15 protein-coding genes are annotated in these 15,287 nt (G+C 59.7%); 1 reads left to right on the top strand and 14 read right to left on the bottom strand.

The genetic code is table 11. The annotated features are described in order from the left end of the window. Window positions 1–63 precede the first annotated feature (63 nt). From ACD590_RS29705 to ACD590_RS29675, 7 genes are all read right to left on the bottom strand, one after another. Window positions 64–1,035 carry a sugar phosphate isomerase/epimerase family protein gene (locus tag ACD590_RS29705; RefSeq protein ID WP_439004070.1) on the bottom strand — a complete coding sequence of 324 codons (972 nt, stop codon included), beginning with the start codon at window positions 1,033–1,035 and terminating at the stop codon, window positions 64–66. Window positions 1,036–1,284: 249 nt separating this feature from the next. After that, window positions 1,285–2,205 (bottom strand): ribokinase, encoded by a 921-nt coding sequence (rbsK, locus tag ACD590_RS29700; protein ID WP_018245823.1) that lies wholly within the window; start codon window positions 2,203–2,205, stop codon window positions 1,285–1,287. 10 nt (window positions 2,206–2,215) lie between these two features. Then, the gene (locus ACD590_RS29695; protein WP_018245824.1) at window positions 2,216–2,671 is read right to left on the bottom strand and encodes an RbsD/FucU family protein; all 456 of its coding nucleotides are present in this window, start codon (window positions 2,669–2,671) and stop codon (window positions 2,216–2,218) included. A 22-nt stretch (window positions 2,672–2,693) separates the two neighbouring features. Continuing rightward, window positions 2,694–3,617 (bottom strand): carbohydrate ABC transporter permease, encoded by a 924-nt coding sequence (locus ACD590_RS29690; RefSeq protein WP_018245825.1) that lies wholly within the window; start codon window positions 3,615–3,617, stop codon window positions 2,694–2,696. 10 nt (window positions 3,618–3,627) lie between these two features. Beyond that, complete coding sequence (locus tag ACD590_RS29685; protein WP_018516602.1) at window positions 3,628–4,737, bottom strand: carbohydrate ABC transporter permease; 1,110 nt, start codon at window positions 4,735–4,737, stop codon at window positions 3,628–3,630. A gap of 111 nt (window positions 4,738–4,848) precedes the next feature. Next, window positions 4,849–6,510, bottom strand: a complete 1,662-nt coding sequence (locus tag ACD590_RS29680; RefSeq protein WP_018245827.1) for an ABC transporter substrate-binding protein — start codon at window positions 6,508–6,510, stop codon at window positions 4,849–4,851. A gap of 76 nt (window positions 6,511–6,586) precedes the next feature. Beyond that, on the bottom strand, window positions 6,587–7,648 hold the full coding sequence (locus ACD590_RS29675) for an ABC transporter ATP-binding protein (protein ID WP_018245828.1): 1,062 nt from the start codon (window positions 7,646–7,648) through the stop codon (window positions 6,587–6,589). Window positions 7,649–8,002: 354 nt separating this feature from the next. On the opposite strand from ACD590_RS29675, the gene ACD590_RS29670 reads away from it, so the two are divergent. Continuing rightward, window positions 8,003–8,443, top strand: coding sequence for an RbsD/FucU family protein (locus ACD590_RS29670; RefSeq protein WP_018245829.1), 441 nt, complete (start codon window positions 8,003–8,005; stop codon window positions 8,441–8,443). Window positions 8,444–8,731: 288 nt separating this feature from the next. Here the strand turns inward: ACD590_RS29670 and ACD590_RS29665 are convergent, their stop codons facing one another. From ACD590_RS29665 to ACD590_RS29635, 7 genes are all read right to left on the bottom strand, one after another. Further along, the gene (locus ACD590_RS29665; protein WP_018245830.1) at window positions 8,732–9,847 is read right to left on the bottom strand and encodes a hypothetical protein; all 1,116 of its coding nucleotides are present in this window, start codon (window positions 9,845–9,847) and stop codon (window positions 8,732–8,734) included. A 240-nt stretch (window positions 9,848–10,087) separates the two neighbouring features. Beyond that, on the bottom strand, window positions 10,088–11,029 hold the full coding sequence (locus ACD590_RS29660) for an ABC transporter ATP-binding protein (RefSeq protein WP_018245832.1): 942 nt from the start codon (window positions 11,027–11,029) through the stop codon (window positions 10,088–10,090). 22 nt (window positions 11,030–11,051) lie between these two features. Then, window positions 11,052–11,687, bottom strand: coding sequence for an ABC transporter permease (locus ACD590_RS29655; protein WP_018245833.1), 636 nt, complete (start codon window positions 11,685–11,687; stop codon window positions 11,052–11,054). Next, window positions 11,684–12,316 carry an ABC transporter permease gene (locus tag ACD590_RS29650; RefSeq protein WP_018245834.1) on the bottom strand — a complete coding sequence of 211 codons (633 nt, stop codon included), beginning with the start codon at window positions 12,314–12,316 and terminating at the stop codon, window positions 11,684–11,686. Before ACD590_RS29650 ends, ACD590_RS29655 begins: the two co-directional genes overlap by 4 nt. Window positions 12,317–12,353: 37 nt before the next feature. Then, window positions 12,354–13,172 carry a phosphate/phosphite/phosphonate ABC transporter substrate-binding protein gene (locus tag ACD590_RS29645; protein ID WP_018245835.1) on the bottom strand — a complete coding sequence of 273 codons (819 nt, stop codon included), beginning with the start codon at window positions 13,170–13,172 and terminating at the stop codon, window positions 12,354–12,356. 5 nt (window positions 13,173–13,177) lie between these two features. Beyond that, complete coding sequence (locus tag ACD590_RS29640) at window positions 13,178–14,182, bottom strand: ornithine cyclodeaminase family protein (RefSeq protein WP_026188710.1); 1,005 nt, start codon at window positions 14,180–14,182, stop codon at window positions 13,178–13,180. Between the two features lie 119 nt (window positions 14,183–14,301). Continuing rightward, window positions 14,302–15,234, bottom strand: a complete 933-nt coding sequence (locus tag ACD590_RS29635; protein ID WP_197728332.1) for a glycine betaine ABC transporter substrate-binding protein — start codon at window positions 15,232–15,234, stop codon at window positions 14,302–14,304. Between the last annotated feature and the right edge of the window lie 53 nt (window positions 15,235–15,287).

The following is a 15,287-nucleotide window of genomic DNA, read 5'->3' as shown; positions in this document are numbered from 1 at the left end:
GCCTCCGGCATGCCTTGGGTTCAAGGGTCGTAGAAATTCAGGGTATGTTGACGGTCAGGCAGTTCAGCCGAGCATGAGTTCCTGGACAACCGCCTGCGCAGAGACTGCATCCTGTCGGTCAATCGCCCCGGAGAGACGATTGTCCTGCTCGAGGCGATCCACCACCGTCAGCATCCGCTTGACGGTCTGGATGTTCACCTCGCATTCGTGGACCGGATCGAGACCGGTCATATCGGGGAACGTGTCGAAATAGATCGCGCCGTCATAACCGTCCTTGCGGATCTGGCGTAGCAGCTCGATCGTCTGCTGGGTATGCACCGCGCCGACCATCAGACCGTCGTCGCGTTTGGCATAGCCGTCATTGAGATGAACACCCAGAACGCGGCTGTAGCGGGCAATGAGAGCTGCGGCAAATGCCGGCTGCTCGTCGGCATAGAGCACATGGGCAAAGTCCAGCGTGACGCCGAGATTGGGCATATCGACATCCTTGATCGCCAGGAGCGTGGTCGCGCAGTCGGGCATCAGGCTGTAGGAGCGTGGCTCGTTCGGCTTGTATTCGATGCTGATCTCGCAGTCGGGATCATGCATGCAAACTTCACGAATTCCGTCTATTTCGTGTTGCCAAAGCGTATGGTAGTCCGCCTGAAAGGCATAATCGAAACCATCCTGTCCAAGCCAGATCGTCATCAGCTTGCTGCCGGCGGCGCGGGCCGAGTCGATGCCCTTCTTGGTGAGATCGATCGCTTCGCGGCGAACTGCCGGATCGGGGTTGGTGAAAGCGCCGATTTTGAAGGCCGGATTGGTATAATAGCGCATGGCGAAGCCGTTGATGGCTAGGCCGAAATCACCGATCTGACGCGCCAGGACGGCCGGATCGTCGGCCACATGGTCAGGATAATTGAGATCGAGATCGGTTAGACCATCGACCTTGGCAGCGCGCGTCGCCATTTGCAGGACGGTCGGCTTGCCGGAAAGCTCCGGCCATTCGGCCGTTGGCTTCGAGGCAAAAGAATTAAGGCGGGTGGCGAATTTCAATTGGGTCACGGCTTTGGCTCACTTCAGTCGCTATGCACACTACTTCACAGAATAATTTAGATTTGTAAAGTTATAAGTGTTGTGCAATGCGTCAATTCGTTGTGGGCCGCGTCGGAGATATCTGCTTCCGCCCTTGCCTCCCTCGCCAAAGCACCGGCGTGCGGAAACCCGCCGCCGGTATTGACAGCCTTGGCTGGATGGAATTCGAAAGGGCCCCAAATGGGTCGCCTGTACGGCAGGATGTCGGCGTCAGCCGGCCATTACGGCCTCGATCTCGGCAAGCGAGGGCATGGCAGGGGCCGTCCCGCGTCTCGTCACGGCGATGCCGGCAGTGGCGCAGCCGAAGCGGACAGCATCGAGCGGCGGCGCGCCTCGCGCAAGTGCTGCTGCAAAGCCGCCGACGAAGGCATCGCCGGCGCCGGTCGTATCGATGACCGGGCCGCAGGAGACGGCTGGCACATGAGCCGACTGCCCGGCATTGTGAAACAACACGCCGCGGGCGCCGAGCGTGATGACCGCCGCACCCACTCCCTGCGCCAAAAACACGTCAGCTGCGCGTTTCGCATCGTCCAGCGTTTCGATCGGAAAGCCGACCAGGGCCGCGGCTTCTGTCTCGTTCGGGATGATATAGTCGCAGAGCCGGTAGATCTCCGCTGGAAAGGCGCCCGCGGGTGCGGGGTTGAAAATCGTGGTGACACCGGCCTTCCTTGCAATATCAAGCGCCCGATGGGCCGCGGGTGCAGGCTGTTCCAGTTGGGTGATGAACACTGCGGATTGCTCGATCGTCTCGCGCGCTCCCTCGACATCCTCGATGCCGATCGTGCCGGCTGCCCCGGCATAGACGATGATAGCGTTGTCGCCGGTGCGGTCGTTGACATAGATGAAAGCGGCCCCTGTCGGCTTGTCGTCCATGACGATCAGCTTCGCCGTCACGCCGGCCTGCTCATAGGTCTTGAGCGCCAGATCGCCGAATGTGTCGCGACCAATCTTCGAAATGAAGGACACGTCAGCTCCGGCACGCGCGGCAGCCACCGCCTGATTGGATCCCTTGCCGCCAGGGCCAACAGAAAAGCCGCTGCCGGCGATGGTTTCGCCCAGGGCCGGCATGCGCGGCGCGAGATAGGCGGTGTCGGCGACAAAAATGCCGAGAATGGAAATTCCGGTTCTCATGGCTGACACCTCACACGCCTGCAGGTGCGATGACGCCCTTGGTGAACAGGAAGCAGCCATAGAACCGCGTCTCGCCGGTCGAGATTACACAATAGGCCTTCTTGGCGAGATCGTAGAAGGCGAAGCGCTCGATGCCGTACATGGGCGAAGGTTTGCCTTCCGCCCGGTCGATCTCCGCCTGCACCTCGCTTTGCACCGCCGGCATCTCCCCCGGCGCACCCATGACTTCCATGCGGCCGGCGGAATTCTGGAGCGGTGTGTCGAGTGGCAGCACAGAGAGGATCGCACGGATCGCCTGCGGTGCCGAGAGATTGGCCATGCTGAGCGGCCTACCGATCACCGTCTGGCGGGCCACACTGTCGCTCGGGAAATTGGTATCGGACACAACAAGCGTGTCCCCATGCCCCATGGAGCGCAAGGCGTGCAGCACGTCTGCATTGAGCGCCGGGTCAAGATTTTTGAGCATTAGAAATGTCCTCCTCGTGCCTCTATTTAACGGCGCCTGCCGTCAGGCCCTTCACAATGTAGCGCTCCAGGAAAATGCCGACGAGCACCAGCGGCATGATCGCCGCCGTGGCGATGGCGGCCATTGACCACCAGTTAATCCCCTGCGACCCCGTCTGGCTTGCCACCATCACCGGCAGCGTTTTTGCATTCGAACTCGTCAGCAGTGCCGCAAAGAAATATTCGTTCCAGCAAAGAATGACCGAAAGGATGAAAGCTGCCACCATGCCGGGCAGTGCGATCGGCAGGACGATCCGTAGGAAAGCGCCCCAGATCGAGCAGCCGTCAACCAGTGCCGCCTGTTCCAGCTCGACCGGGATGGTGTCGAACTGGTCGCGCATAATCCATATCACGATCGGCAGCACCATCAGCGTGTAGATAAGAATGAGGCCGATCAGCGTATCGAGCAGCATCAGGTGCTTGTAGAGAACCAGGAACGGCATAGCGAGCACGACCGGCGGCAGGATCAACTGCGACAGGAAGAAGAAGGAAATGTCCTTGTTCGCCATCCAAAGGAATTTATAGGAGAACCGGCTGAGCCCATAGGCCGCCAGCGATCCGATGAGCACCGCCAGGAACGACGCCCCCGCTGACGCCACGATGCTGTTGAGAAAGCGACGGATGAACTCATCGCGCACAGTCGATGGCGCCAAGATCGTATCCGGCGAGAGGCCGAGCGAGCGCCAGCCCTTCCAGTCCGGCGTAAAGTCCACGAACGGGATCAGATGCCCCTGCGTCACGTTGACCGCTGTCTTGAACGAGGTCGTGATCGTCCAGTAGATCGGAAAGAGCGAGATGAAGGCCCAGAAGACCAGAGCCGCATAGATCAGCAGGCTGTTGGTCAGGAATTGCGGGCGCCGCGACCAGAGGCTCCCCGGCCTATCGGATGTTTCAGCGATGATCGCCATGGGCTTCGCCTCAATTTTCACGTTGCATCCATCGGCTCGCCCCTTTCAGGATGAGCGCGACGAAGATGATGATGATGACGAGATAGAATTCCGCAAGCATGGTGCCGTAGCCGACATTGGAACGGTCACGATATTCGCGGAAGATGAAGCTCGACACGGTATCCGTCGCCCCGCCCGGTCCGCCAGCGGTGACGTTGATGACGATATCGGCGAGCTTCAGCTGGAAGATGATGCGCAGGATGATCACTGTCATGCTGACCGGAAGCATCAGCGGAAAGGTGATCTCCTTGAAACTCTGCCAGCCTGACGCTCCATCCACTTTCGCCGCCTCCTTGATTTCGGAAGGAAGCGCCTGAAGGCCGGCGAGCAGCAGGATCATCATGAACGGGATCGACACCCAGGCATCCATCGCCATGATCGAGGTGCGCGCGAGCCACGGCGTCGAGAAGAATGCCGGATTGTCCCAGCCGAGATGGCGCGCAAGGGTCGCCGCCGGGCCGAACCGGTATTCCATGAGTGATTTTCCAATCATCCAGCTGACGGCCACCGGGCTCAGCATCAGCGGCAGGAGAAAGGCAACCCGGAAGAATTTGCGCGCCTTGATCTCGGCGTTGAGCAGCAGCGCCAGCCCGAAGGCAATGACATATTGAACGAGGACCGACAGAACATAATAGACCATGTTCAGCAGCGCGTTCCAGAAATACCGGTCCGCGAACAAAGTGCGTAGATTGTCGAGCCCGTTGAAGCGTCGGCCGGCCGCCGCGCTCAGGTTCCAATCCGTGAAAGCGATATAAAGCCCGAAGACGGTCGGGAAAACCACCATGGCGACGGTGAAGAGCACGGCAGGAAGCACGAAAACCGCGCGCTGCCCCGCCTCACCGCGGATCATCACCTGGCTCGCACACAGTGCCACCGCCCAGACGATATAGGCAAACAGCAGCGGTCGCCAGCTGACGAGGCCGAGCGCCGTGACCCCGCTCGCATCGAGGATCTGGAGAATGAGGACGGCGAACAACAAGATGGTCGCAGCGAAGAGCAGCAGCCGACCGCGCCTGGCGGCGGCGCGCTGGACCGTCGCGCCCTCCACAGGGCTGACGGCTGGGGTAATCGTATGCGACATAGGCAAGACCCTTGAGGCAGAAAGGCGTGCGGAACCGGGCAACGGTTCAGGCGGCACGACTTTGTGCCGCCTGAGATCATGGACGAGACATCCGAAGATGTCCGTCGTATATCAGGCCCCGAGCGAGGCCTTGTAGAGCGCAAGCTGCTTGTCGCGGCCGAGCTGATCGGTGATCTTCTCCCAGGCGGCAGCGATCGCATCGGCGCCGGCCTGTGCGGTTACCTGTCCGGCGAAAACCTTGGCCAGTTCGTCTTCCGCGACGCTGTAATATTGGAAGATGCCCGGAATACGCGGCTCGATAGCGGCGTTCGGATGGTTGTAGGAATTCGACTGCGAAGCGAGATAGCCTGAGATAAAGGCTTCGTCATAACCTGCCGACACCCATTCCTTGATGTCGAACTGGCTCTTGCGATAGCACTGGAAGCCGGACGGATAGGCCGCCGTCCAGAGTGCCAGATCCTTGCCGCCGAGATGGGCTGCAGCACTCCAGGCCGCTTTCTTCTTTTTCTCGTCGCTGTCGACCCGGGCCATCACATAGACGCCCCAGCCCAGATAGGCCATGTTTGGCGCGTGGTTCGGGCCGCTGGCAAGCTTTTCCCACTGGCCGGTCTTCGAATTATAGACATCGTCCGATCCCGGAAGGATGTCGAAGCCGATGGTGTCGCCAACGACCGAGCTGTCGCTGGTGCGCGCGCTTGCACCCACGTCTCCCCACCAGGAGACCATGGAACCGGTGCCGGCCAGAAATTGCTGGAAAGCTGTCGTGCCCGGATCGGCATTGAGCTGATCGCCCGCTTCCGATGGCAGGGCGTCGATGACGTCCTGAATCGCCCGGACCCATGCCGGGTTGTTGATGCGCGGCTTCATCGTGTCGGTGTCGAACAACCAGGCCTTGTCATCGGGATGCTTGGCATAGGCCGTGGCGCGGCTGCCGAGGAAGTAGAAGCCGAAACCGCCCCAAGCCTTGGGTGCGTCGAGATAGCCGACCGCTTCCATGCCGCCGATGGTCTTGCCCTTGAGGAATTTGGTGACCTCCTGAACCTTCTGCCAGGTCTTCGGAACGCCCCACTCGCCCTCGTGGCCTTCGTCCTTCCAGGCCTTCGCCAGGTCGGCATCGGCGAAGTAGTCGGTGCGGTAGTTGAAGTTGTGGCAATCGCCATCGACCGAGACGCGGTAGGTCTTGCCGTCCCAGGTGCCAACCGGCGCCTTGAGGTAGTCGACATAGTCGTCCATATCGATCTGGGTCTTGACCCAGTCCGGCATCTCCGACGCCAGCCCCTTGCCGCAGACATCACCCTCGAACGGCGCGCCCATCTCGAGCAGGTCGAAATCGACCGTACCCGTTGCGATCGCCTGCTGCAGGCGTGGATTGTAGTCAGCCTGCGCAAGGTCGATCCAGGTGATCTTGGCGCCGGTATAATCCTCCCAAGGCTTGAGGAAGCCGCGGAACAGAACGTTATGCAGGTTCTGGTTATTCAGGCCCATGAAAGATAGTTCGACGCCGGCGAACTCGCCCTGTTTGACGCTCTTCTTCGTCGCTTCCAGGCACATCTCGCCAACTTTCTGCCAGTCGGCATCCGTCGGCGAGCCTTTGCCGACACCCGGCACCTGCAAGATCTGGCTGCGCAAGGATGCATCCTGCGCAAAGGCCGTTCCGAATGGACCGAGCATGGCGCTTCCGGCTGCGACCGCACCGAGGCTTGCACTGGTCTTCAGGATGGCGCGCCGGCTCAGGCCGATCGCCATCATTCTCTCGAAATCACTGACTTTCATATGGGTCTCCTCCCGTTGATAAACCGCCACGGTTGTGGCTGCCGGCGCTTCCTCCTCGAAGCGGCAGCAAGAACTCTCAGATAAGCCTCAGTCCGCTCTCTCCGTCAAACAGATGGACGAGGGCGGCGTTCGGCGTCATCGCGATCACATGGTCCGAGGGCTCCTCGACGCGGTCGCGAAAGACGCCGATGATCTTCTGTTGCCCAAGCTTTGCAAAGACCTGCGTTTCCGATCCGGTCGATTCAACGACCGTCACATGTGCGCTGACCGAGCCGCCAAGCGTGAAGTGCTCGGGCCGAATGCCGTAAAAGGCTGGCCGCCCGTCCGAGCCCGCAGGCGCGCGGTGGAGCGGCAGCCGAATACCCTCATCCGTCTCGAAGAACGGCTCGGCGGCAGAGCGGATGTGGCCCTTGATCAGGTTCATCGACGGCGAACCGATGAAACCGGCGACGAAGGTGTTGGCAGGCGTATCGTAAAGCGTCAGCGGCGAACCGATTTGCTCGACACGTCCGTCGCGCAGCACCACGATTCGGTCGGCCATGGTCATGGCCTCCACCTGATCATGCGTCACGTAGATCATCGTCGTTGCCAGCCGGCGCTGCAACTCCTTGATCTCGGCGCGCATCTGCACGCGCAGCTTGGCATCAAGGTTAGAGAGCGGTTCGTCAAACAGGAATACCTTGGGATCGCGCACGATCGCCCTTCCCATCGCCACGCGCTGACGCTGGCCTCCAGAAAGCTGGCGGGGATAGCGGGCAAGATACGGCACCAGATCAAGGATCTCGGCCGCCTTGCGCACCCGCCCCTCGATATCGGCCTTCGTCTCACCGCGCATCTTCAGCGCGAAGCCCATATTCTGCGCCACCGTCTTGTGCGGATAGAGCGCATAGCTCTGAAATACCATGGCGATATCGCGGTCCTTCGGCGGCAGGTCGTTGACCACCTTGCCGTCGATCCGGATGTCACCGAAGGTTATCGGTTCGAGGCCGGCGACCATGCGCAGCAGCGTCGATTTTCCGCAACCCGACGGCCCCACCAGAACGACGAACTCGCCGTCGGGGATTTCGACGGAAACGCCATGGATCACCGTCAGGCTTCCATAGGCCTTACCGACATTGACGATATTCATCGATGCCAAATATGATCCTCCTCCAACGGCGTCGCGCACTCCTCGCGACGTTTGATCGACCTTCCTGCAAAGCGGCGGCAGGTAGAGCGCTCAGCTGCACCCGCCGCCCCTATCCTGGGAGGACGTCATTCGCACCGATAACTTCACACATGGAATTACCGTTGTAAAGTAATCCATTGCAGAATTCTCAGATATTTCTCGTTTTCGTTCTCGCGACGACTTGACTAACCATAAGCATCATCGGATATGTGCGGTGCTTTTGTCCAAAAATATAAACGAAGCATTTGAGGCTGAACCCATTTCAAAACATTACGGAATTTGCATAATCTGTAAAGATTAGACCTTTGGACAGGGAGGCACAACATGCTGAGGGGAATCGATCCAGTCTTAAACGCCGAGCTGATGCATGCTTTGATGCTGATGGGGCACGGGGACCAACTGGTCTTGTGCGACGTCAACCACCCTGCCCAGACCATAGCCCGGCATACAACCTACGGCCATCTCATCGACGTTTCCGGCTGCGGCTTGGAGCGTGTCGCTGAAGCTATTCTGACGCTCTTCCCACTGGACACGTTCATCGATGCGCCGGTGAAAAGGATGCAAGTTGTTGGCGACGCCAGCGGGCAAATGCCGATTTTCGCGACGATACAAAAAGTCATCGATCGCGCTGAAGATCGCCCTGTTCGGATGGAGGCATTGGAGCGTTTCGCATTTTACGAAGCAGCGAAAAAATCCTTCGCGATCGTCAGAACCTCCGACCCAGGGCCCTATGGGTGCTTCATTTTCAGCAAAGGTGTCATCTAATCTTTGACTGCGAAATTGGTCCGAGACGCTTGCGTTTTCGGCGACCGGTACGGCTTCGGCTGCCTGCCTGCGTCGTCGCAGACCAGGACTGAATGAATTAGAGCCGTGAAGCGCTTCGTGGAGACGACGCCAGAGCGACCGGCCGTTGAGCGAGCGGTCGCTTTGACGGCCTCACATGTGTTCAGGACTGATTTGGACGCAGAAACGCCGAAAGCTTTCACCGCAAAACGGCCCGCCCTGGTCTACCGCCGATCGTGAAGGCTCGGTCAAACAGCGCGGACCGTCTTGCTATTTCCAGCTCGTGTAATCGTCGGCGACGCAACCAAGAGGCGCGCGATCCTGACCAAACCGCTTCTTGAGCTGCCCGCATCCCCACTCGTTTAACGGCGCCGGCATAAGATTGTTGATGTCCATGCCAGGCGATTGGAATGGTGTCGTGGAGGTCGTGACGTACCAAAGCCAGAAGCCGACCACACCGACGAGGATCAGAAGCAACATACCGAAGAAAACCTGCAATCGCCTCCAGATCGATACCCCCGCCTGCTTGGGGTCTTCGATCAAAACCGGCACACTCCGATCGCTTTCTTGCTGATGCGCGAAAGGTGCAAGAGCCGCGTTGCGCTCATCATCGGTAAGCTTCACGCGCTGCAGACGATCGTCCAGAAGCACTGGCAGGGCAGTATTGCCGTGCCTGACAGCCAGTCCGATCGCTTTGCCATTGGCTTCCCCGACGATCAGAGGCTCTTCTCCATTCTTCATGCGCGTGTAAGCCGATCGCCCCGTTTTGTCGTTGGCAATCTTGTCATTGTAGGTGATGGAAAGGACGCCGCGTCTGCGGTCGAATGCGGTGACCTCGACCGGAACGGGGGTCAGCATGGCAGGCCGAAGCAATTGGCCCTTGACCCACCAGATGCGGATAGCGAGAAAAATCATCCCCAGGCCCATGCCGCCAAACAGTAGCGCGAACACGGTGAGCGTGATGATCCGGTTCCAGAGCATGTCCAGACCCAAGCTCATCGTCGCAAGTTCCGGATGATCGGCTGATATCACAAGACCGGTTTCGTAGTCGCCAGTATGGAAATCGACGAACATGACCTCGACTTCGGTGTCGTAGTCTCGTCCGCCGTAGCTGTAGACAAGGCGTGCCTCGCAATCGGTAAAGACTGCCTTGCGTGTCGTGCATCGCCCGTTTTGCACGTCGCCATTTTCCAGCGTCAAAGGGTTCTGGCTGATCTGGAAATCGCGGATTACGCCTGGTGCTTCCGAGACGAATAGAAAGACAGCCAGTGCCAGGATGATGGGCGTTGACCAGAAGTAAGCATTCGGGGTGGAGATGACGTTGCGCGCCAACGAGAGCGGGCGACTAGGAAGAACAAGCGAAGACAATGGCGTAGGTCCCCTCATGTGGCAGCGCAGTGCGCTGGGAAAGCTTCAGACAGTGACCGATAACGAACGAGCGGAGTTGACGTCATTCCGGCCGCTTGCACAATCCCATTGTGCGAAACTCATCTACAGCCTGAGACAGGCGATCGGCAATCCCTTTCAGCACGCGTGGGTAGCATTGGCATGGTGATCTCTTCGGCAAGGGCCGGTGGTCTTGTTCCGCGTCGAGCAAAACCGCTGCGCACTTTTACCGGAATTGCCCTACAGCCGATTGGCGCGCAACAAAGTGTCCCGCGACAGATATCCCGCAAGCGTGCCATCGGCGGCTCGGACATGCAGGCCCGGCATCTCACCGGAGAGGATGAGCGCCAAGGCGTCGTGAACCGTGGCGTCAGCGGCGATCTCGGCATCGCCGTTGGACGGTTCCGGCGTGGTCATGATCGTCGATACGGCAATCAAGCTCAGCCTTTTTATGGCTCGGTCAGGGCCGAGGAAACTCTCGACGAATTCATTGACGGGACGCGCAAGGATCTCCTGCGGGCTATCATATTGAAGGAGGCGGCCATCCCGCATGATCGCGATACGATCGCCCATCTTGATTGCCTCATCGAGGTCATGCGTGACGATGACGACGGTCTTCTTCACCTTCCTGAGAATATCGCGGAATTCGTCCTGAAGCCGGACGCGGGTGATCGGATCAATCGCGCCGAACGGTTCGTCCATCAGCATGATCGCCGGATCGGCGGCGAGAGCGCGGGCGAAACCGACGCGCTGACGCTGCCCGCCCGACAATTCGTGCGGAAGACGCTGCCGCATGATGGCCGGATCAAGACCGACGAGATCCAGGAGTTCGTCGACCCGGCGATCGCTGCGCGCCTTTTCCCAGCCGAGAAGCCGCGGGACGGTCGCAACATTGCGTGCGATCGACATATGCGGAAACAGACCAACCTGCTGGATGACATAACCGATGCTGCGGCGCAGCTCCTTCTGATCGACCCGGGCGATATCCCTGCCGTCGACCAGCACACGTCCCGTCGTGGGGGTCTCCAACTGATTGATCATGCGCATGGTCGTGGTCTTGCCGCAGCCCGAAGGACCGATCAGGGCAACCGTCGTACCGGTCTCGATCAGGAGATCGAGATTGTCGACCGCATGCTGGCCGCTTCCGTCGTAATTCTTCGTAACATGATCGAGATGAATCATCCTGATATCCGCTTTCGGCCGCTTAGCGCCGTTGAGTGAAGACGCGCTCCAGGGCGCCGAACGCCAATTCCGCAAAGATTGCGAGCAGGGCTATCGGGACCGCTCCGACGAGAAGGCGCGGCATGTTCATGATCGCAATGCCGGCATTGATGAAATCGCCAAGTCCGCCGCCGCCGATAAAGGAGGCGAGTGCCGCCCCGCCGATCACCTGGACGGCACTCGTCCTGACGCCTGACAGAATCGCGGGAACGGCCAGAGGAAGTTCGATCTCCCACAGCATCTGCCCGGCGCTCATCCCCATTCCATCGGCCGCATCGATCACCGAGGCGTCGATCTCGCGAATGCCGATGATCGTGTTCAACAGCAGCGGCGGCACGGCAAGGACGATGAGGGCGATCACCGACGGCAACAATCCGATGCCGAGGAAAGGCATCGTCGCCGACAGGATCGCAAGGCTCGGTATGGAGCGCAAGGCGCCGGCGATATTGACCACTGCAAAGGCGGCGCGGGGTGCCCGTGCGACGGCAAATCCGAGCGGCACGGCAATGACAAAAGCGATGCCGAGCGACAGGACGCACATCAGAAGATGGCGATTGAAAGCGTTGAAGAAGGTGCCGGAGTTGTCGAAGATCCAGCTGAATGCATCGATCACGATCATGCCGCTTTACCTCCACTGCGGCGGCGCAGCAGCTTTTCGAACGACGCAAAACAGTAGTCGGCAAAGAGCGCCAGAAATGACGTCAGCAGCCCGCCTGCGATGATCTTTTCAGGAAACCGCTGGTCGATGCCTTCGAAAATGATGACGCCGAGCCCGCCGGCATTGATATAGGCGGCAACGGTCGCGATGCCGATCACTGTTACCACGGCAATGCGGATGCCGCCGACAATATAGGGCATCGCCAGCGGCAGCTCGACTTCCCAGATCCGCCGCGCCGTGCCGTAGCCCATGCCGTCGGCAGCTTCGAGTATGTCACGCGGAATAGCCTGAAATCCCATGCCGATATTGCGGATCAGGATCATCAGCGAATAGGCGGCAAGACCTGTTATAGCGGGCGCCGCCCCGATACCCATGATGGGAATGAGAAGCGCAAACAGCGCCAGGCTGGGCACGGCGAACAGGATACCGGTGAAGATGACGATGGCCGCAAAACTTCGCGGTCGCCTTGCCGCCCATATCCCGACGATCAGCGAGATCACCAGGGCAATGCCGACCGATGAAAAAACGAGATACAGGTGCTCCAACAGCGCTTCGAATAGCCGGTCGAGATGTTTAGGGACCCATTTCATCGCCGAGACCTCCGCGTCCGGGCGCTCATTCGCCTGTCTACCATGGGATCCCCAATCTGCGATCGGCGTCGTCGGCTCTCTGCGGCAGAATATCGTAGGCGGACGGAGTGACCGCCGAAAATCGCCTGAGGCCGAGCCGTTCCAAAACCGCCGCTCCCTCAGGCGTTTCATGCAATGCCACGAGGCTTTGCTTTAACGCTGTGGTGATGTCCACAGGCAATGTCTGCGCGGCAACCAATAGCGGCGCGGGAAGCGGCTCGGTCGTCGCCAGAATACGAAGACCATCGATCGCGTCGGGTTCGTGCATCGACAACAATTGGAAGGCGTAAGCGTCGATCGCGCCCGCATCGATCCTGCCATCCTTGAGGGCGGCGACGATGCCTGAAGGGTTGAGCAGCGGTCCGACCGTCATGCTCTGCTTCATTTTCCCGGCAAACTGGCCGGCAAGGAAGGAGCGCGCCGCGTGGTAGCCCGATTGAGAATCGCGCACGGTCCAGCCCCAGCGTGCCGCAGCGAGATCGGCCACCGCGTTGACTGGCCCGGTGGAGGCGATGAGAATGTGGCTGGCATAGAGCGGCTGGTCCAAAGACCATGCCTCGCTCGAGACGGGTGCGGCAAGCATCGTCGGTCGCGCAGCCTCGCGCATGCGCGAAAACGGATAGCCGCACATGAAGACCGCGCCCATGTCCGGCCTCGCCCATAATTCCGACAGGGGGGCTGGTGCTGCATGAGCGATGATCTCGAGTTCTATGCTGGACTGCGAGCTGACCAGCGCAAACAGCGCGTCCCACAGGCCGCGAATGCGCGGGCTGAGATTATACATTCTCGAACAGGCGATCGGCTTGGACATCACCATGGCGACTATGCGAACCGAAGCCGCTGGCCGATGTTCATCTCTTTTGCCTTGTCGACCATGGCGGCGCCGAGCGCCACGTCGGTCGTGCTGAGGCCGCGATGCCAAAACAGGATCGTCTCCTCATCACTTTCGCGGCCGGGCTTCATGCCGCAGACGATCTGGCCGATTTCGGCATGCAAGTTCTCGGCCGTCACCTTGCCCTCGTCGACGTGACGGCGAAGCGCCCCGAAAGGTTTGCCGGGGCCGCATTGTCCCCAATCGTCGACGACGACCTTGTCCATGATATCGGTGAGATCGAATTCAAGTGCGCTCATCGTGCCATAGGGCACGACGAAGGCCCCCTTCTTCACCCATTCGGTCTTGAACAGCGGCGCTGGTTCCGGCAGGCGGCTGGCCTCGACCATGATGTCGGCGCCCTTGAGGCAATCCTGCCAATTGTCGGTGACAACGATCTTCTTGCCGAGATCCGCCTCAAGACGCTTTGCGAAGGCATCGCGACTTTCCGGCCGGCGCGAATGCACGCGGATTTCCTCGAAGTCGAAGAGATGGTCGAGAAGCCGGACATTCCAGTAAGAGGTTCCGCGCGCACCGATATGACCGAGAATCTTGCTGTCCTTGCGGGCGAGATATTTTGCGCCAAGAGCGGTGACGGCCCCGGTGCGCATGTCGGTGATAGCAGTTGCGTCGATGATGGCCTTCGGCACGCCGGTGTTCGGGTCGAACAGGTTGAGGACCGCAAGCTCCGAGGGCAGATCGACCTTATAGTTGTCGACGAAGTCACCGACAACTTTGACGCCGGCATAGTTCAGCGCTTTGACATAGCCGCGAAGCACGTTGAAATGGCCTTTGTCGGAGCTCTCTGGCACAAGATGGACGCGCGGCTCGATGACGGTTTCGCCCCTGCCCTGCGCATCCAGCGCCTTCGACACTGCATCGAGAACCTCGTCATTCGTCAACGCCAGCGCCTTGGCATCAAGGGCATTGAGATAATCGATCCAGATTTCCTGCATTTCCCGCCTCTCCACATTCCTGTCCGGCTGCTGAGCGGACGGACTTTCGAACAGACACCGTGAAAGGATCGCCACGCCAGGTCGCGGCCGGATCGATATCCGGCCGCGGGGCATGACAATCATTTCGGCAGCAGGCCGTTTTCCTTGAGGAAATCGACCGCCACGTCCTTGGCTTCCTCGTGGTCGGTCTCGACCTTGGCATTGAGGACCCGCATTTTCTCGTTGTCGAGATGGGTGCCGACCGCTTCCAGCAGTTCGGCAACTTTCGGATTGGCCTTCAGCACGTCCTGGCGGACAACGGGGGCCACGTAGTAGGGCGGAAACAGACCCTTGTCGTCTGCCAGCGGCACGAGGTTCTTCGAGCCGATCTGCCAGTCGGTCGCTGCACCGTTGGCGACGTCGATGTCCTTTTGGTCCAGTGCATCATAACGAAGACCAAGCTTGGCAAACTGCTTGAACTCCTTGAACTCGGCATCGTAGACGCGCTTCAGGCCGGGCAGGCCATCGGCGCGGTCGGGAAATTCAGCACCGCCGCCGAAGACCAGGGTCTTGGAAACCTTGGCGAGATCCGACAGGCTCTTCAGATTGCTGGCCTGCGCCGTTTCCTGCCGGACAACGATGACGTAGCCGTTGTTGATGCCGCTCGGCTTCAGCCATGTGAGGTTGAACTGCTTGGCGTAGAAATCCTTGACCTCAGTGTAGACCTTGTCGGCATCGGTCGACATCTCACCCTTGACGACAGAAGCGAGCGCTGTGCCAGTATATTCCGGATAGAGATCGATCTCGCCGGCCACCAATGCCTGGTGAGCAATCAGCGTGCCGCCGAGATTGATCTTGCGCTCGACGGTGATGCCGGCATTTTCCAAAACGGCGGCGTACATTTCGGCGAGGATAAACTGCTCGGTGAAATTCTTGCTGCCGACCTTGATGGTCTCTGCGGATGCAGGCTGGAACATGGCGGCTGCCATGATGCCGGCTGCAAAGATGCCTTTTGTCCAATTTTTCATAACCATTCCCTCTTGTTGACTTTTCAATGAACGAACCGACGGCATTCCCCAGAATGACCGCCGGCATGACCGGTCAGTGCCCTGCCCTTCTTGCCGGG

It is taken from the genome of Rhizobium sp. 862_C5_N1_2, assembly GCF_051811205.1.
In the GTDB taxonomy this organism is placed as follows: domain Bacteria; phylum Pseudomonadota; class Alphaproteobacteria; order Rhizobiales; family Rhizobiaceae; genus Rhizobium; species Rhizobium leguminosarum.
Note: the sequence above shows the minus strand (reverse complement) of the source record. Positions and strands in the feature narration are given on the sequence as shown.